The sequence below is a fragment of the Bradyrhizobium sp. SZCCT0148 genome, from assembly GCF_018129985.1.
GTDB classification, from domain to species: Bacteria; Pseudomonadota; Alphaproteobacteria; order Rhizobiales; family Xanthobacteraceae; genus Bradyrhizobium; species Bradyrhizobium japonicum_H.
In genome coordinates, this window is the sequence record NZ_JAFCKT010000001.1 from 1,310,322 (window position 1) to 1,325,518 (window position 15,197).

Annotated in this window: 21 protein-coding genes; 6 read left to right on the plus strand and 15 right to left on the minus strand. The window is 64.4% G+C overall.

Features of this window, described 5'->3' with window-relative positions; all coding sequences use genetic code 11:
• Nucleotides 1-262 precede the first annotated feature (262 nt).
• Nucleotides 263-622 (minus strand): c-type cytochrome, encoded by a 360-nt coding sequence (locus tag JQ580_RS06300; RefSeq protein WP_212278802.1) that lies wholly within the window; start codon nt 620-622, stop codon nt 263-265.
• 217 nt (nt 623-839) lie between these two features.
• On the opposite strand from JQ580_RS06300, the gene JQ580_RS06305 reads away from it, so the two are divergent.
• On the plus strand, nt 840-1,190 hold the full coding sequence (locus tag JQ580_RS06305) for a zinc ribbon domain-containing protein YjdM (RefSeq protein WP_212278803.1): 351 nt from the start codon (nt 840-842) through the stop codon (nt 1,188-1,190).
• 7 nt (nt 1,191-1,197) lie between these two features.
• On the opposite strand, the gene JQ580_RS06310 is transcribed toward JQ580_RS06305, so the two are convergent.
• The 4 genes from JQ580_RS06310 to JQ580_RS06325 form a co-directional block, all read right to left on the minus strand.
• On the minus strand, nt 1,198-2,118 hold the full coding sequence (locus tag JQ580_RS06310) for a DMT family transporter (RefSeq protein WP_212278804.1): 921 nt from the start codon (nt 2,116-2,118) through the stop codon (nt 1,198-1,200).
• Nucleotides 2,119-2,221: 103 nt separating this feature from the next.
• A complete protein-coding gene (locus JQ580_RS06315) occupies nt 2,222-2,368 on the minus strand; it encodes a hypothetical protein (RefSeq protein ID WP_212278805.1) in 147 nt (48 codons plus the stop codon).
• Between the two features lie 261 nt (nt 2,369-2,629).
• Nucleotides 2,630-2,878 carry a hypothetical protein gene (locus JQ580_RS06320; protein WP_212278806.1) on the minus strand — a complete coding sequence of 83 codons (249 nt, stop codon included), beginning with the start codon at nt 2,876-2,878 and terminating at the stop codon, nt 2,630-2,632.
• Between the two features lie 267 nt (nt 2,879-3,145).
• Nucleotides 3,146-3,316 carry a Flp family type IVb pilin gene (locus JQ580_RS06325; RefSeq protein WP_212279230.1) on the minus strand — a complete coding sequence of 57 codons (171 nt, stop codon included), beginning with the start codon at nt 3,314-3,316 and terminating at the stop codon, nt 3,146-3,148.
• Between the two features lie 324 nt (nt 3,317-3,640).
• Here JQ580_RS06325 and JQ580_RS06330 point away from each other — a divergent pair, with 324 nt between their 5' ends.
• Entirely contained in the window at nt 3,641-4,951 is a 1,311-nt protein-coding gene (locus tag JQ580_RS06330) for a hypothetical protein (RefSeq protein WP_212278807.1), read from the plus strand.
• Between the two features lie 5 nt (nt 4,952-4,956).
• On the opposite strand, the gene pdxY is transcribed toward JQ580_RS06330, so the two are convergent.
• Complete coding sequence (gene pdxY / locus JQ580_RS06335; RefSeq protein WP_212278808.1) at nt 4,957-5,775, minus strand: pyridoxal kinase; 819 nt, start codon at nt 5,773-5,775, stop codon at nt 4,957-4,959.
• Nucleotides 5,776-5,854: 79 nt separating this feature from the next.
• The gene (locus tag JQ580_RS06340) at nt 5,855-6,487 is read right to left on the minus strand and encodes a TetR/AcrR family transcriptional regulator (RefSeq protein ID WP_212278809.1); all 633 of its coding nucleotides are present in this window, start codon (nt 6,485-6,487) and stop codon (nt 5,855-5,857) included.
• 95 nt (nt 6,488-6,582) lie between these two features.
• Between JQ580_RS06340 and JQ580_RS06345 the strand changes: the two genes are divergently transcribed.
• Both JQ580_RS06345 and JQ580_RS06350 read left to right on the plus strand, forming a co-directional pair.
• Complete coding sequence (locus JQ580_RS06345) at nt 6,583-7,248, plus strand: O-methyltransferase (protein ID WP_212278810.1); 666 nt, start codon at nt 6,583-6,585, stop codon at nt 7,246-7,248.
• A gap of 129 nt (nt 7,249-7,377) precedes the next feature.
• Nucleotides 7,378-7,722, plus strand: coding sequence for a DMT family transporter (locus JQ580_RS06350; RefSeq protein WP_212278811.1), 345 nt, complete (start codon nt 7,378-7,380; stop codon nt 7,720-7,722).
• 13 nt (nt 7,723-7,735) lie between these two features.
• Here JQ580_RS06350 and JQ580_RS06355 read toward each other — a convergent pair whose 3' ends face one another.
• The 5 genes from JQ580_RS06355 to JQ580_RS06375 form a co-directional block, all read right to left on the minus strand.
• Nucleotides 7,736-8,053 (minus strand): hypothetical protein, encoded by a 318-nt coding sequence (locus tag JQ580_RS06355; RefSeq protein ID WP_212279232.1) that lies wholly within the window; start codon nt 8,051-8,053, stop codon nt 7,736-7,738.
• A gap of 64 nt (nt 8,054-8,117) precedes the next feature.
• Nucleotides 8,118-8,324 (minus strand): hypothetical protein, encoded by a 207-nt coding sequence (locus JQ580_RS06360; RefSeq protein ID WP_162307510.1) that lies wholly within the window; start codon nt 8,322-8,324, stop codon nt 8,118-8,120.
• Nucleotides 8,325-8,460: 136 nt separating this feature from the next.
• A complete protein-coding gene (locus tag JQ580_RS06365; protein ID WP_212278812.1) occupies nt 8,461-8,739 on the minus strand; it encodes a hypothetical protein in 279 nt (92 codons plus the stop codon).
• Nucleotides 8,740-8,898: 159 nt separating this feature from the next.
• Nucleotides 8,899-9,891 carry an SH3 domain-containing protein gene (locus JQ580_RS06370; protein WP_212278813.1) on the minus strand — a complete coding sequence of 331 codons (993 nt, stop codon included), beginning with the start codon at nt 9,889-9,891 and terminating at the stop codon, nt 8,899-8,901.
• A gap of 154 nt (nt 9,892-10,045) precedes the next feature.
• Complete coding sequence (locus JQ580_RS06375; protein ID WP_212278814.1) at nt 10,046-11,968, minus strand: FAD-binding monooxygenase; 1,923 nt, start codon at nt 11,966-11,968, stop codon at nt 10,046-10,048.
• A gap of 95 nt (nt 11,969-12,063) precedes the next feature.
• Here JQ580_RS06375 and JQ580_RS06380 point away from each other — a divergent pair, with 95 nt between their 5' ends.
• A complete protein-coding gene (locus JQ580_RS06380) occupies nt 12,064-12,528 on the plus strand; it encodes a MarR family winged helix-turn-helix transcriptional regulator (RefSeq protein ID WP_212278815.1) in 465 nt (154 codons plus the stop codon).
• Nucleotides 12,529-12,649: 121 nt separating this feature from the next.
• Entirely contained in the window at nt 12,650-13,084 is a 435-nt protein-coding gene (locus JQ580_RS06385; RefSeq protein ID WP_212278816.1) for a COG4315 family predicted lipoprotein, read from the plus strand.
• A 10-nt stretch (nt 13,085-13,094) separates the two neighbouring features.
• On the opposite strand, the gene JQ580_RS06390 is transcribed toward JQ580_RS06385, so the two are convergent.
• The 3 genes from JQ580_RS06390 to JQ580_RS06400 all read right to left on the minus strand — a co-directional run bounded on the left by JQ580_RS06390 (nt 13,095) and on the right by JQ580_RS06400 (nt 14,989).
• Nucleotides 13,095-13,277 carry a hypothetical protein gene (locus JQ580_RS06390; protein ID WP_212278817.1) on the minus strand — a complete coding sequence of 61 codons (183 nt, stop codon included), beginning with the start codon at nt 13,275-13,277 and terminating at the stop codon, nt 13,095-13,097.
• Between the two features lie 17 nt (nt 13,278-13,294).
• The gene (locus tag JQ580_RS06395; RefSeq protein WP_212278818.1) at nt 13,295-14,281 is read right to left on the minus strand and encodes a hypothetical protein; all 987 of its coding nucleotides are present in this window, start codon (nt 14,279-14,281) and stop codon (nt 13,295-13,297) included.
• A gap of 111 nt (nt 14,282-14,392) precedes the next feature.
• The gene (locus JQ580_RS06400; protein ID WP_249133942.1) at nt 14,393-14,989 is read right to left on the minus strand and encodes a L,D-transpeptidase; all 597 of its coding nucleotides are present in this window, start codon (nt 14,987-14,989) and stop codon (nt 14,393-14,395) included.
• Nucleotides 14,990-15,197 lie beyond the last annotated feature (208 nt).

Genomic DNA, 15,197 nt, shown 5'->3' on the forward strand with positions numbered 1-15,197 from the left:
AGCCGGGATGGCGCGCAGCGCAATCCGGGATGATGCCGCACGCCCGGATTTCGCCAAGCCTGCCATCGGGCCGCGCTTCGCGCCGATCCGTTGGCCTCTCCGGCCTACACACTCCGCACGGACTCCTCGCGGTCGAGCATGCCATCATGCCCGTGTTTTGCCCGACGCCGCAAGCCTCTCTTCGGCTCTACCGAAACGCGAGCTTTATCAACGACATCTCTACTGTGCATGGGGTTGTTTTCGCAAAATCGCCCCGGCGGCCTCATTGGGCTCTCAGGCTGAGGATGTAGGCCGACAGCGCATCGGCCTGCTGCGGCGAGATCACGAGGTTCGGCATGGTCTGGTGGCTGGTGCGCCAGAACACCTTGAGCGAGAGCGCGGTGGTGCCGCTGCGGTCGGCGATGGACTGGAAGCTCGGAGCCTCGTCGAAAAATCCCGTCATGTGCGGCTCGACGGCGTGACAGCTTTCGCACCACGCCTCGGCCAGACGATGTCCTTCGGCCACGGCGCGCGGACCGGACCGCGGCGCCCCCGCGGCGGAGTGAATGATGCCCAGGAGGAACAGCACCGACAACGCGATCAGGACGATCAAGCCGAGATAGATTCGTACGCCGTGCGACATCGCCATTCCCCGCTGTTGCCTCGAGGCGCATCGAGCGTAGGTCGGACGCAGACACTGAAGTTGATCTGCGTCAAGCGAGCGTGTGGGCTGGCTCAGATCTTCGTCGCGCCGTTTCGGTGATATCGCACCGGCAGCGATCGCAGGCAGCAGCTTTCCCTTGCTTTCCGCGATTGCGCCCCTACGGTCGCGCCGCGAACGAAGCCCGAGACGAGTCCCAATGACCGACACGATGAAATGCCCTGCCTGCAACTCCGAGCACGCCTATCAGGACCGCGATCTCTGGGTCTGCCCGGAATGCGGTCACGAGTGGAGCGGTGTGGCGGAAGCCGCGGCTGACACCGCGCAGGACGCCGGCGTGCGCGATGCCAACGGCAATGCGCTCGCTGATGGCGACAGCGTCATCGTGCTCAAGGATCTCAAGGTCAAGGGCTCCTCCTCGGTGGTGAAGGGCGGCACCAAGGTGCGCAACATCCGCCTGCAGGACGCCAGCGACGGCCACAACATCGCCTGCAAGATCGACGGCATCGGCGCGATGAACCTGAAGTCGGAGTTCGTGAAGAAGGCCTAGCCCGCGCTTAGCTCTGCCGCTGCGCCAGATAGAATCCGCACAGCACCGTCACGAGTCCTGCGGCCTGCAGCATGGTCGGCGGCTCGCCGAGCAGCAGCCAGCCGGTGAGCAGCGTCAGTGCCGGCACGCAGGCCGGAAACACCGCCGCACGGGCAACGCCGAGGCGCTGCACCGAGACGGCGTAGAGATAGAGCGCCGCGGGCCCGGCGAGCACGCCCTGCGCCAGCGCCTGGATCGCATTCTCGCTCACGCCGATCGCCGCGACATGGGCGAGACCAACGGTTGCGATGTAGACCGGCAGCAGCAGGAGCGACAGCACGTTGATCACCAGCGCAGCCGACACGGCCGAGACGCGCCAGTGGCGCAGGGCTGCGCCGAAGCCTGCGAACATTAATCCGGTCACCACGAAGATCAGATCGCCGAGCACGCCGTCGGGCCCGATATGGCCGATCGATTCCGCGCCGATCACACCGAGGCCGCCGACGATGACGATCGCACCGGCCAGGCGCGAGGCGGAGATGTGCTCCTTCAGCAGCAGCGCCGCGAGCAGCAGGCCGCCGAGCGTCGCACAGGAGGGCTGGATCACGCTGCCATGGCCGAGTGGCACGAACAGGAAGCCGGTGTAGGAGATCAGCGACATCACGGGGCCGCCGAGCACCATCAGCACGAGGCCCCTGCTCCAGCCGATGCCGCAGAGATCGGAGATGCCGGCGCGGAACACCAACGGCAGGAACACGAGTCCCGACCAGACATAGCGATGCACCAGCAGATCGACCGGCGTGAAGCCGACCTTGAGGCCGTGCCGCGTGGCGGCGAAGCCGAACGCCCAGAACAGCGCCGCGGCAAGCCCGCAAGCGACGCCGAGCAGTGCCGGCGCCGTATCGTTGTTCTGAGAGAGAGCGCCGGCGCGGCTCGTGCGCTGATCCATGGGCTCAAGCCTTATGGCAGCGCCTATATCGGCTCAACCCACGCGGTTGCAGGGCTGGCAAGCGGCGGTGATGTTCGGGCTTCAGCGCGGCGCCGGGTGTCGCTCAGAAAAATCCGGGGCTGAGATCGAGCCCGTAGGTCAGGCTCAGCACGAACACGAACAGGACGGCGGCTGCGCACAAGGCGGCTTGCTTGAGAATGAACGCACGCGGCGAGGTGGTGACGGTAGCGGCTTTCTGCGCAACGGGCATGACGCCTCCAATATGACTTCAAAAATTGCCGCAACGATGCGGCAGCCGCATCAGGCAACGCGACATGCAAATCAACTGTTAAAAGGATCACACCCGTTATGAACCGGGATACATCTCCGGCACATTCACGCGAACTTGTTCGCGGCCGGTTTCTCGATCAGCGCATCGAACTCGCGCGGTGCGCAAGCAGCGGTGATGTCGCTCACTTGAGGCAGGAGGCCCCGCATTTCCGCGGAGCCCGCTGCCGTTCAAATTGTCAGCCTAGCGCGCCGCGCCGATCGTGGCGGTCTTCACCTTGCGAGGGCTGAGCACGCTCACCTGATGGGCCGAGGCGAGCGTGGTGGGCGCTGCGGTCTGCTGCTCGACATGCGCGGCACCGAGGACGCGAACCTGCAAGGGCGAGACCGGAAATCCATGGGTCTCGTAAGTCGGCAACTCGGCGGCAAAAGCCGCGGTGCTGCCCGCGATCGCCAGGATGGCGGCGGCGATCGACAAAGTCTTCTTGTTCATTGTGATGCTCCAGTGGAAGTGCTGGAACCAATTTAGGTGCGCTTTGCTGCATTGCGACATGTTTTGTTGCATTGCAACAGCGCGTGCGCTGCATGGCGATATGTTTAATGCGTATAAGGCGTTGATCGAATCACGGCTGCCCGCGACATGACGGCTTTATGACGGTGTTCAGCAACCGAGCACGCTGGCTCAGTCATCGACGAGGCAGGCCTCCGGGCCCGGTTGGTCGCCACGCATGTCGGGCAAGAAGTGATGCCCCCTACCACGCTATTTCAACGCCGTCGCCAGCGACTGCAGCTTTGCGACGAGATTGATACCAAGCGCTTGGATGATCTCGATGATCGCCAGCGCGATTCCGGCTGCGATCAGGCCGTATTCGATCGCGGTGGCGCCGGATTCATCGGCGAGGAATTCAAGGCATTTGCATTTCAAATTCACAATCGCGTCCTTCCCAACTCTTGCCGGAACGCCGGCAAGCGAGAAATGAACCACCACAATCCAAGATTGAGTAAACCCGATCGCTTCAAGTTGACGACAATGGACGCCGCCTTTGGTTGCCGTCCTTCGAAACGCCGATGGAACCCGCGTTGCACCTCGGCAACACCCCCCGCGAAAAGCCTGTTTCGCCGATTTACGCCATTGCGCTGCCACACCGTCCTCCGAACAATCGAGGCGCTGCGTGCCTTTCCGTGCAACACTGTTCTTGCATCATCACTGTTCCGACAGAGCGTGTCCGAACAGAACCGTTTGGAGGCAGGGATCATGAACGATCGGCGGTCTCTTCTGGTGGCGGTCGCGTGCCCCTCGGCCGTTGTGGCCGGCTGGCTGGCGCTCTCCCTCTCCGCCTATGCTCCTATCCTCGTCGAAAACACCGGCGCCAACGCGGCTGCCGTGTCCCGCGCCAAGGATCTCAGCCGGTTCGACCTCGCCGACGTGCCGCGCGCTGCGATGATCGAGGACGGCATCGCCTTGACCGCCGACATCGCAGCTGCCGTGGCCGCGGAACCGGCCCCGACGATCACTGAAACGGTGCCCGAGCCGCAACCCATCAAGCTCGCCTCGGCCGATCCGGTGCTGATTCTGCCGGCGGAGGCGCCGCCCGCGCCGCAGTTGCAGATGTCGCCTGAACCAGAGCCCATCGTCAGTGAGGCTCCCCCAGTTGCAGCGCCAGCGACCATCAAGCTCGCCTCTGCCGATCCCACCGAGATCGTGACGACGCAAGAACTGTCCCCCGCGGCGATCGCGACCGGCCCCGTCACACCTGTGAGCAAGGCATCACCACCGGCCGACACCGTCGCCGTGCTCGACGAATGCTTCGTCATGGATGCCTGCATCGACCGCTATCTCTGGGCGCTCTATCAGCGCACCGCAAAAGAGGACTCGATCAAGGTCCAGGAGCGCCGCGCCGTTACCGTCAAGCGCAAGGGCAAGACGGTCACGGTGATGCGCAGCTTCACCAAGCTCGTCGATCAGGATTTCGGCTGGAAGGATCCGAAGGCGGCCGAGCATGCCGGCATGTCGATGATGGACTACGTCATCGGCGGCATGGACAAGGGCTTCAAACGGAAGCTGTTCCGCACGTTGCTCGCCGCAGAGGCCGCCGGCCTCTCGCCCGGCATCACCAGCGCGTTCCGCGACGATTACCGCCAGTCGATCGCGAGCGGCCTGAAGGCCGCCTCCGACCGGTCCTATCACGGCGGCAGCACGCGCGGCGGCTACGGCCACGGCATGGCGGCGGACATCGTCAGCACCCAGGGCAATAACCGCGCGCAGCGCTGGGTCTCGACTGAAATCCTGTGGAAGTGGGTCGACGCCAACGGCAAGGCGTACGGCATCGGCCGGCCCTATCTCGGCCGCGATCCGCCGCATGTCGGCCCGGTCGACGGCGCCGAATACATCTCGAAGCGCGGCACGGGTGAGCGCAAGGAAATCGCCAGCGCCAAACCGAAGAAGTCGCGGGCTGTCGCGAGCGCCAAGCCGCCAAAGGCCCAAAAGGCCCAGGCCGCGCGTGAGCAGAAGAGCCCGGCCAAGCCGCAGAAATCGGCGCAATCGACCGGCAAGCGCGCCATCTGAGGACGTTACGTTCCGCGTCCCGGCATCGGCAGCGGCACCAGCCACATCTCGGCCGTGCCGGCGCCCTCTGTGCGCACCAGCACCGCAAAGACCGTTTCGACCGCAAGCCGCACTGCGGCCTCGATCGCCTCGCCCTTGGCCAGATGCGCGGCGATCAGGCCGGTGAGGAGATCGCCGGTGCCAGAGGGGCGGATCGGCAGGCGCGGCGTCGCAAAGCGCGACAACTGCCCCGAAGCAAACAGGATAGTCTCCACCTGCCCTTCCGGCGTATCGGCGAGCGTGCAGCCGGTCGCGACCACGTCGATGCGGCCGCTCACCGCCAGCGCCGAACAGGCCGCACGCAGGTCCTGCGCATCCATGATCGTGAGGCCTGAGAGCAGCTCGAGTTCGAACTGGTTCGGCGTGGTGAGGTTGGCTGCCGGCAGCAGCCGGTGCCGGACCACGTCTAGAATGCCGTCGGCGACATAGACGCGGCCGTCATCGCCGATCACGGGGTCGCAGAGATAGACGAGCCTGGAATTCCGCGTGAGTGCCCGCTCCACGAAATCGGCGATCACCGCGGCGTTGCCTGGCGAGCCGAGATAGCCGGTGACGAGCACGGCGGCCTCGTCGACCAGGCCGCGCTCCTCCACACCGGTCAGAAGATCGGCAACGAGTTCGGTCTCCAGCACCCGCCCGCGCAGGCTCGGATAGCGCGGATGGTTGGACAGCAACGTCGTCGGTACCGCCGCAACGTTCACGCCCTCCGCCTGGATGGCATAGACGGCCGCGCTGTTGCCGACATGGCCGTGGACCACCTGGCTTTGAATGGAGATGACGAGCATGGAGGAGGTCCGTAAGGAGAAACATCAGGCGATGCAAGAGTAGCCCGTCTCAGCCCCGAGAGCACGCAGCGCCCGCATGTCAGCGTCGTGCCAGCTCGCCGAGATAGGCGCAGAACATGTCGGCCAGCCCGTCGGCATGACGCGCGATCTCGGCCTCACTGCGCGGCGTCTCCGAAAACCGCTTGCCGACCTCGCTCAGCGTCGTCTTGATCAGCTCGCCGGCAAGCATACGGGTGGCCGCCGAGGCCTTGGGCAGCGCTTCCCGCATGAACGCCGCGATGATCCCCTCACCGGCGGCCCGCGCGTCCTGCGCCTCGGGCGCGTCGCGATAGAGCGGCGCTGCATCGGCGAGCGCGCCGCGGATCGCGGCCTCCTCGCACTCGGACAGAATGAAGGCATGCCCCAGCGCGCGCAGCCGCACCGGCGGTGGCTTTGCCCGATCTTCGAGGATGCCACGCAGCAGCTCGCTCGTTTGCCGCCACTCGTCGCTCTGGAGACGGAACAGGATCGCGGCCTTGTTCGGAAAATATTGATAGAGCGATCCGACGCTCACCCCGGCCCGCTCCGCCACCCGCGCCGTGGTGAAACGCTGCGCGCCCTCCTTCGTCAGAACCTGAACAGCGGCATCGAGGATGGCCGCGACAAGCTCGCTGGAGCGGGCCTGTTGCGGCTGTTTTCGTGAAGAAATTGAACGGCTTCGACGTTCTGCCATGGCTCACGTGGCGAATGCGAATAGGAAATGCGACGAATTAGTCGTATTTCACGCGGCACGCAAGCAAGCGTTTCTCTTCGAGTCTGGAGACCCAAATGACCACCCCAACCATCACATCGCTTGCGCCGCTGCTGGAGCGCCTGATCGACGAGGCCGAGGCAGCAAATGGCGCAACGCTGGCCGCCGTCGCGGATTTGTCCGGTGCCGACCGGGCACGCTTGATGCGGAGCAAGACCGATTATCGCGACCTCTACGGACGCCTGAAGGACGCGCCGCTCGCGGTCTCGCGCGAGACTGGACGCCTGCTCTACATGCTGACACGCGCCTCCCGCGCCAGGACCATCGTCGAGTTCGGCACGTCGTTCGGCGTCTCGACACTGCACTTTGCCGCAGGCCTGCGCGACAATGGCGGAGGCCACCTCGTCACCAGCGAGTTCGAGCCGTCCAAGGCGGCGCGGGCACGGGAAAATCTCGCCGCCGGCGGCTTGATCGATCTCGTCGAAATCCGCGAAGGCGATGCGCTGAAGACGCTCAGCGTCGATCTGCCTGATAGCATCGATCTCGTGCTGCTCGACGGCGCCAAGGCACTCTATCCGGAGATCCTCGACCTGCTGGAAGGCCATCTCGGACCGGGCGCGATCATCGTCGCCGACAACGCCGACGACAGCCCGGATTATCTGGCGCGCGTGCGCGCCCCCGGCAGCGGCTATATGTCCACACCCTTCGCCGAAGACGTCGAGCTCTCGGTGCGGATCGGCTGACACTGCACTGTCCGTTGTCCAGCCGGTGTCGCAGCTTCGTCACTTACGGATGATATTCGCCGTTAGCGAAGAGTCTGTTCATGATTGACCTTGGCTGTCGCGCAGCATCTTTCACCCGTTGAGAGACTCATGACCCCCGCTTTCAATGCCTACGCGGCACTCGCGCTCGCCATCGTGTTCGAGGTCACCGCGTCAGCGTTGTTACAGCAGTCGGCACAGTTCACCCGTCCGTGGCCGACACTGGGGATGGTCCTGCTCTACGTCGCCTCGTTCTATGCGCTGTCGGTGGCGATCCGGGTTGTTCCATTAAGCATCGCCTACGCGATCTGGGGTGGGGTCGGCATCATCCTGACCGCCACCGTGTCCTTCGTGTTGTTCCGCCAGATCCTGGACGCCGCAGCCTTCGTCGGCATTGCCCTGATCGTATCGGGCGTCGTGGTCATCAACTTGTTCTCGGAGACCAGTGTGCGTTGATGCCGGGAGCCGGCTATTGGCTCTGCACGGGCTTTGCCGGACGCGGAGCGGGTCGTGCGGGCTTCTTGGGCCTGACCGCAGTGCGCGGCGGCGGCTCGTCAACGGACTGCAGATAGGCGGCGAGCGACTTGGCGGAGTCCGCGCTGGTCGCGTAATGGTCCTTCAGGAACCAGGTCAGCGTCAGGCTGAAGCGCCCCTTGGCGAGGCCGCGCGGGCTGCGATGGCAGGTCGCGCAGCCTTCAGCGAACAGCTTAGCGGCCGGCTTGCCGGCGTCGAGGTTTTGCGCCGCGGCAACTGTCGCCGTCATGACAGCGGCGGCTGCAACAGCAATCACGAGCACGATCCGGTCGCGCCCCGATTGAAACAGCGGTATCAAATGCCGTCCCGTCTTTCGGTCACGCAGCCAACAGTTGATCGAACTCCGGTGGTGCGTAAGCCTTGCCGTCCTGGTCGGTGATGACGACTTGCCAACCCTCGCTCGCCCACACCTTCGCTTTCGCTACGATGAGCAGCCGGCTCTCGCGGGCGAAACTGTACTTCGCGTTGTCGCGTTCTGCGATCATTTTGTAGGCCAATTCGCATCCCCTTGCGTCGCCCTGCACCCGCCCTCCTCGTGGCAGCGGGCTTTGGCGGCAATTCGCCGGGAGCGTGGCAATTTGGTGCCCTCCGCAGGCATGGCGCCGATGATCGGCGCTGGCGACCGGCGTCGAAGGAACCGAATCTTGCCTTCCGCAGCCCCTAGTGCATGCGGATGATGTGAGGGCGGCCGAGATCGATCAGCCCTTGCACCGCCGAGAGGCGGTCGTCGAGGGCTGCGATGGTGAGCAGCAGGTTGTTGCGGCGCTCATCGAGCAGGCCCATCTCGGCGCCGCTGAGCTTGGCGCCCATCCGCTCCCTGTGAATCCCCTCGAGGGATTCGCGCAGCCCCGCAATCAGGCCGCTGAGTTGCCTGGCCTCCTTCGTCATCGAACGCTTCGCGACATTTTGGCGGCGCGTCTCTGCCTGGCTCTGTTTCATGTCATCCTCCCGTGCCCCGCTGCCCCGAGTGGATGCTTACAGCTTTGGGTAGACATGTTACGATCGATGAAATCTGCCAGCGAAGAACTATCTTAAATTGTAAAAGCCCCGCCGAGTGATGAAAAGCCCGGCACCAAGGCCGGGCTTTCCAATGCAATGCTAGTGCTTCTGATGTCCGCCCCCGGGGCCGCCCGCCGGGGCGCCGCCGCCACGGGGCGCAGAATTGATATGCGGGACACCGCCCCCGCCGACGTGCGGCGTTGCAGGCGCGGCAGCCCGTTGCGCCGGCATTTGCGCACGAGCATTCATCGGCGAACCACGGCTCACGTTTGGCTGGGCGACATGCGGCATCGCCGGACGCGCAGGAGGCGCGGCCGATACGCGGGGCGCTTCATGCGCGCGGGCCATCGGCTGCGCACGCACCGGAGCGCGGGTCGCCGCCCGCTCGTGCATCATGCGGGCCTGCGCATCGCGCGGATTGCGGGTCTGCACGTTGGTCCGTTCATGCACGATGCGCTCGTTTCGTCCAGCGCGGGTTCGGTCGGACATCACAGCGTCGCGCTTCGCGATCGCAGCGTCGCGTTTCGCAATCGCTCCATCGTGCTGCATGGTCGCGGCGTCACGCCTTGAAATCGCGGCAGCGCCCTTGCCGCGCACGCCGCTGCGTTCGAGCGCAATCGCGGCATCGCGCGTTGCCGCACGGCCGATGCGAGCCGCACGCGGATCAAGCGTCATCCGCGTCGCGACGCGCTCGTGCGAGGTCCAGTAGTTATTCCAATAGGCGTGGCGGCGATAGAAAGGACGGCTTGCGTAGTGGCTGGACCAGTATGAGGTCAGCACGAAGGGGACGACGCGAACGTCGATCTCATCGACATAGTCCGGGAGATAGACGTAATGATTGCGGTACAAATATTCGAGATATTGCGACGACACCCAGCCGCGGTCATCGGAGAAGCTGACATCGCACCAGGCGTTGCCGCGCAGGCAGCCATGGATGTTGACGCGGGCGCCCTCGGGGACGCGATCGACAAGGGGAAAGCCCGGACCTGGCCCGGCGCGCAATCCGGTCGAGACGGTGACGATGCCCGGCGCGGCCAGCGCGGCCGTCGGGGCCAGCAACAATGCTGCAACGAGAGCGGTTCTGAACTTCATGGCGGAGTCCTCCTTTGAAAGGCGGAACGCGCCAGCGAACAGGCGTTCCGCGTACGGCGCGCCGTCGATCGAAAGATTGAGATTAACACCCGCGCGCGGTTCAATATTCATCCGCCGTTCATCGGTGCACCGCGCATGGCGCGCCGAAGGACAGTCAGTTGACCTGCAACATGAACGCATCGAAGTATGACGCAAGCCCGGTAAAGTCGGAGAGCGGCAGCACGTTCGCGACATACTGGTCCGGCCGCACCACGACCACGCAGCCGGCTTTCCGATCGATGCCGCGCATCGTGAAAATGTCCTGGCCGCTCTTGAGGTCCGGACAGAACATCTTTTCGTAGTCGCGCAAACCATACCGCCCCTTGCGCGGGAGCAGCAGCGACGGCATCGCCGCGACGTCGAGCTCGCGATGATTTTGCTGAAAGACCGCCCGGAAATCGATCACGCTGTCGATGTCGGCGCCAGCGGGGGTGAATCGCTTCAGCGGAGATTCCAGGGCTTCCGTGAGGAAGTTGCACAGCGCGCGAATGGCGGAGCCTGCGGCCGCAGGATCTTCGGCCCGCGAAAACGCGTAGATCCGGAAGCGGCCATCAGCCTGCGCAGCGTGGCCGAGATGAACAGGCTTGGCATCCGCCAGCCGGATCACCGGTGCGGAATGAAAGCGCTTGCCGATGACGAGGCCTTGCGCGAGGTGCTGATGCGAGGCTGCGCCGGTGAGGATCGACGGCTTGTAATGTGTCGCCGTGCCCGCGGTGTAGCGGCCGTGCCTGACGAAATAATCCTGCGTTCTGGCGGCATCGGCGCCGCCCGCTTTTGCTGACGACGCCAAAATCCCCGCCCACTCGCGATCGAAATCGATCAGCTCTTTCGCAACCGCCTGGCGCTCCACCGAATAGGAGTGCAACAGGTGTGGAGCACACTGCTTCCGCAGGACGCCGGCAAGTTTCCAGCCGAGATTGAAGGCGTCCTGCATCGAGACGTTCATGCCCTGCCCGGCCTTGGGGCTGTGGGTATGGCAGGCATCTCCAGCGATGAAGATACGCGGCAGGCGAGATGCGATGTCGGCCTCCGGCACGTCGTCGAACTTGTCGGTGAGACGCTGGCCGATCTCGTAGACCGACCACCAGGCGATCTCCTTCACTTCCAGCGTATGCGGCATCAGTATCCGCTGCGCTTTCGCAATCACATCGTCGGCGGTGATGTTGCGGTTGGCGACGCGCTCGCCGACATCGAGCTTGGCGAGCTCGACATAGATGCGGACCATGTATCCGCCTTCGCGCGGGATGATCAGCAGGCTGCCGTCCTTCGCAGACTGGATCAGGGACTTGAAGCGGATGTCCGGAAAATCGGTCACCGCCAGCACGTCCATCACGCCCCAGGCGTGGTTGGCGGAATCGCCGTGCAGCTCTCGCCCGATCGACTTGCGCACCATGCTGCGCGCACCGTCGCATCCGACGACATAGCGCGTCTTGATCGTTTCAATCTTCCCCTCGTTCGCAGCATCGAGGCGTTCCAGATGCACGGTCACCGCAGGATCCGCGGGACCTGCCTCCGGATCGACCTCGAGGTCGACCAGGCGGCGGCTGTAGTGAGGTTCGAGCTTGGCCGGCGATTTGCGCATGACGTCGAGAAAGCCGTCATGGATGCGCGCCTGGTTGAGGATGACGTGCGGGAATTCCGACAGCCCGTCCTCGACGTCCTGCACCCTGCCGCTGCGGACGATGGTCTCGGGCTGCCGCTCGTCTGGCTTCCAGAAGGTGGTCTCGTTGACCCAATAGGCCTCCTTCAGCACACGCTCGCTGAAGCCGTAAGCGTGGAACATTTCCATGGTCCGGCAGGCGATGCCGTCGGCCTGACCGACCAGCAGGCGTTCCGGCTTCTGCTCGACGATGCAGGTCTTGATATCCGGAAATTGCGCAAGCTGGGCGGCGAGCGTGAGGCCCGCAGGGCCACAGCCGACGATGAGGACATCGACCTCGTCAGGCACGGCGCCCGCTGCGCCTGACGTCTGAACGCGCTCGGCGGGGTCGGCGATCTCGGGGTCGCCCGGCTGAAATCCATTCAAATGGAATTGCATGCGCCTCTCCCGTCAACTTTCAGTTCGATATTGCTCAGTATGCTGACGATCAGTATACTTGTCAACGCGGCTTCCCTGGCTCCGAGGAGAAATCGGTGAAAGACAACAACGATATGCCCGGGCATCTGGCGCGCCGGTTTCAGCAGATCGCCGTTGCGGTGTTTTTGGCCGAGGTCGCGGATGCCGGGTTCGACCTCACGCCGGTGCAATACGCCGCGCTGGCGACCATCAAGGCCAATCCGGGACTCGACCAGGTCACGCTCGCAGGCTTGATCGCCTATGACCGCACCACCATCACCGGCGTGATCGACCGCCTCGTGCAGAAGGGACTGGCCGAGCGCCGCGCCTCCAGCCGCGATCGCCGCGCCCGCGAGCTCGAGATTACCGACGAGGGCCGGCGCACGCTGCGCAAGATCACACCGGCCGTGGAATCGGCCCAGCGCATCCTGCTGCGCGGCCTCAGTACGAGAGAGGGCGAGGAATTGATGCGGCTGCTGCGCAAGGCGATTGCCGCCGGCAACGATCTCAGCCGTGCGCCGCTGCGCAGTCCCGACGTTTGACCTGGTATCATGGTCCTGTATTCATCCCGGGATCGGCGAAACCTTGAACTAACTTTCGGCTGCTAGTGTCGGCAACATTCTGCGCTTAACGCGCGATTAACTTTGTGGCTCGGGGGATCGAATGTTGAGGTGTGTCATCGCGGCCGCGGTCATTGCGCTCTCGACCGCTTCCGCGCTCGCAAACAGTCACGGTGGTGGCGGTGCCGCTCCTCCGCCGAAGACCGAGACACCGCCCTCGCCCGCGAAGGTGATCCTGACCAAACAGGGGCCCAAGCTCGTCGATCTCAAGGGGATGACGCTTTATACCTATGAGCGCGACACCACCGGGAAAACCTCAAACTGCAACGACAAGTGCACCGAGAGCTGGGTGCCCCTTCCGGCGACCGCAGATGCCAAAGCCGTCGGCGATTTCACCGTGATCAGTCGCAACGACGGCAGCAAGATGTGGGCGTACCGCTATCGCCCGCTCTACACCTCCCCCGCCGACAAGGCGCCAGGTGAGGCCAACGGCATCGCAACCACGCTGCAATGGCGCATTGCCCGGCCTGAGGACTAGAGCCAGATCGTCACCGGTTGTCGCGACCGGTCGGGCCGGCCAGTTTGGTCGGAACGGGCCTGAAGACCGGCATATCTTCGCTCGGCTGAAGCGGCTTGATCTCGGCATTCACGATCACGGGCCCGGTCGTGAACCAGAGCACCGCTACCGCCGCGATTGCCAATCCCGCGCCAAGTGCCGCAAGCGCTTTCATGTATCCGTCCCAGGCGATCAGTTGCTGAGGATGACGCCATGCTGCTGGCGCGACGGATGATCGGAATCGACCAGCGTGTTCGGATCGGTCGCGATCACAGCCTCCGGCAGCGGCATCGGCTCGAGGCCGGCGAAGCGGCGGTAGATCGCGCCCATGACAGCCCCGCAGAACGCTGCCGGCACCACGAGAAAGGAAAGCAGCGGCAACGCGAACGCGAGCAGCAGCATGCAGGCGAACGCCGCAACGCCGCCAATCGCCGCGTACTCCCACGCGTTGCGGCGGCTCATCGCCCGCGCGGCGTGGTGAACGCAGAGCATGAAGATGCTCGAAGGAACGACAGAGATCACCAACATGACCATGAAGGTCTGGGCCGGGATCACTGCCGCAAAAATATGTGAGGTGCTCTTGTCGGCGAAACCGTTCATCAGCAGCGGCACCAACGTGTAGGGCAGCAGAGTAGCAAGCACCGTCGGTATCAGCGCGGCGATGATGATGCCCGCGAAGGAGGTGCGAACGCGGACCGGCCCGTTGAACGCCAGCGGCGGCAGCTTTCCCGACGCGTCGGCGGCGGAAGCGTCCACGGCTGCGCGTACAACCGGGCTCAGTCCGGCGAACTGACCGTAAAGGAAGCCACCGATCATTCCCGCAATGGTCGGCAACAGTCCGATCGTCATCACACTGCCGTCGCCAGGCGCCGTCAGCTCAATGTGGTTGCGGATCGCAATGCCGTAGCTCACCGCCGCCATGACGCCACCCATCAGGCCGTAGGCCAGCCGGCTGGAGACCGTCCATTGCCGCAGCACAATATGTCCGGCGAACAGCAAGGCCGCGTTGATCGCCATGCGGCCGGCATACAGCACCAGGATCTGATCGGGCGCCGGCACGCCGACCGGATCAGTTACCTGGCTTCCTGCGAGAGCGTAGGCCAGAAGCACAGCTTCGACGATGGCCAGCGGAATCAGCGCAGCGAACAGCGCGCGCGGCGAATTCTTCACGACATACATGCGAGCAACCCCTTGCTCGCCACACGCTAGGCGCGAGACGTTAGGGACCGCGCAAGACAATGGCTAAAATTGTCGGCAAGCAGCGCGCCGGGCGTGCACGCCTGCGAGCCTTCACCCGCGCCAGCTTCCCCGCGCCTCGGCCTGCGCACTCTGTCCCGGCGGCAGCACCACGACCGTCGAATTGAGCTTCACGCGATCGTAGAGGTCGATCACGTCCTCGTTGCGCATCCGGATGCAGCCGGACGAGATCGCCTGCCCGATATATTCCGGCTGGTTGGTGCCGTGGATGCGGTAGAGCGTGTCCTTATTGCCGGAATAGAGATAGATGCCCCGCGCGCCAAGCGGATTGGAGGGACCGCCGGGAACCCGTGCCGGATACGGTCCGAGCCGCGCCTGGATGTCTGCCGTTGGAACCCAGTCCGGCCATTCCGCCAGACGGCCGACCCGTGCGACGCCGGAAAACGCCATGGCTTCCTCGCCGACCGCAACGCCGTAGCGAATTGCCTTACCATCGGGCAGCACGAAATAGAGGTAGCGCGCATCGGTGTCGACCAGGATGGTACCTGGCTGCTCCTTACGCTGGTAGTCGACGACGTGACGGAGAAATTGCTCGGGCACGTTCGCTTGCGCGTAAGGCGTGTGCGCGAGCAACTGCCGATCCCGCGGCGTCATGCTCGCGTCGGTCGACGGCGAGAGTGTGGTCTGCATGCAGCCGCCCAGCGGCAGCACGGCAACAACGAATAGAGCGATCAGTAATCTTGGCACCGCGTCGGCCCCCAATAGCGGATAGCAGCGCCCCCAGCGTTTCCAGATGCCGCCCAAATCGTGCTGAAAACAAGGCCATGCGGAACAATTGCTCGTGTTTGACGAGGCGGGTTCCATCACCACAAACGGCGTAAGAGCGTCGCATCATCTC

Excerpts from the sequence above, each read along its gene's own strand:
- JQ580_RS06300 (WP_212278802.1), bottom strand. The coding sequence starts at position 622 with ATGTCGCACGGCGTACGAATCTATCTCGGCTTGATCGTCCTGATCGCG.
- JQ580_RS06305 (WP_212278803.1), top strand. The coding sequence starts at position 840 with ATGACCGACACGATGAAATGCCCTGCCTGCAACTCCGAGCACGCCTAT.
- JQ580_RS06310 (WP_212278804.1), bottom strand. The coding sequence starts at position 2,118 with ATGGATCAGCGCACGAGCCGCGCCGGCGCTCTCTCTCAGAACAACGAT.
- JQ580_RS06315 (WP_212278805.1), bottom strand. The coding sequence starts at position 2,368 with ATGCCCGTTGCGCAGAAAGCCGCTACCGTCACCACCTCGCCGCGTGCG.
- JQ580_RS06320 (WP_212278806.1), bottom strand. The coding sequence starts at position 2,878 with ATGAACAAGAAGACTTTGTCGATCGCCGCCGCCATCCTGGCGATCGCG.
- JQ580_RS06330 (WP_212278807.1), top strand. The coding sequence starts at position 3,641 with ATGAACGATCGGCGGTCTCTTCTGGTGGCGGTCGCGTGCCCCTCGGCC.
- pdxY (WP_212278808.1), bottom strand. The coding sequence starts at position 5,775 with ATGCTCGTCATCTCCATTCAAAGCCAGGTGGTCCACGGCCATGTCGGC.
- JQ580_RS06340 (WP_212278809.1), bottom strand. The coding sequence starts at position 6,487 with ATGGCAGAACGTCGAAGCCGTTCAATTTCTTCACGAAAACAGCCGCAA.
- JQ580_RS06345 (WP_212278810.1), top strand. The coding sequence starts at position 6,583 with ATGACCACCCCAACCATCACATCGCTTGCGCCGCTGCTGGAGCGCCTG.
- JQ580_RS06350 (WP_212278811.1), top strand. The coding sequence starts at position 7,378 with ATGACCCCCGCTTTCAATGCCTACGCGGCACTCGCGCTCGCCATCGTG.
- JQ580_RS06365 (WP_212278812.1), bottom strand. The coding sequence starts at position 8,739 with ATGAAACAGAGCCAGGCAGAGACGCGCCGCCAAAATGTCGCGAAGCGT.
- JQ580_RS06370 (WP_212278813.1), bottom strand. The coding sequence starts at position 9,891 with ATGAAGTTCAGAACCGCTCTCGTTGCAGCATTGTTGCTGGCCCCGACG.
- JQ580_RS06375 (WP_212278814.1), bottom strand. The coding sequence starts at position 11,968 with ATGCAATTCCATTTGAATGGATTTCAGCCGGGCGACCCCGAGATCGCC.
- JQ580_RS06385 (WP_212278816.1), top strand. The coding sequence starts at position 12,650 with ATGTTGAGGTGTGTCATCGCGGCCGCGGTCATTGCGCTCTCGACCGCT.
- JQ580_RS06390 (WP_212278817.1), bottom strand. The coding sequence starts at position 13,277 with ATGAAAGCGCTTGCGGCACTTGGCGCGGGATTGGCAATCGCGGCGGTA.
- JQ580_RS06395 (WP_212278818.1), bottom strand. The coding sequence starts at position 14,281 with ATGTATGTCGTGAAGAATTCGCCGCGCGCGCTGTTCGCTGCGCTGATT.
- JQ580_RS06400 (WP_249133942.1), bottom strand. The coding sequence starts at position 14,989 with ATGCAGACCACACTCTCGCCGTCGACCGACGCGAGCATGACGCCGCGG.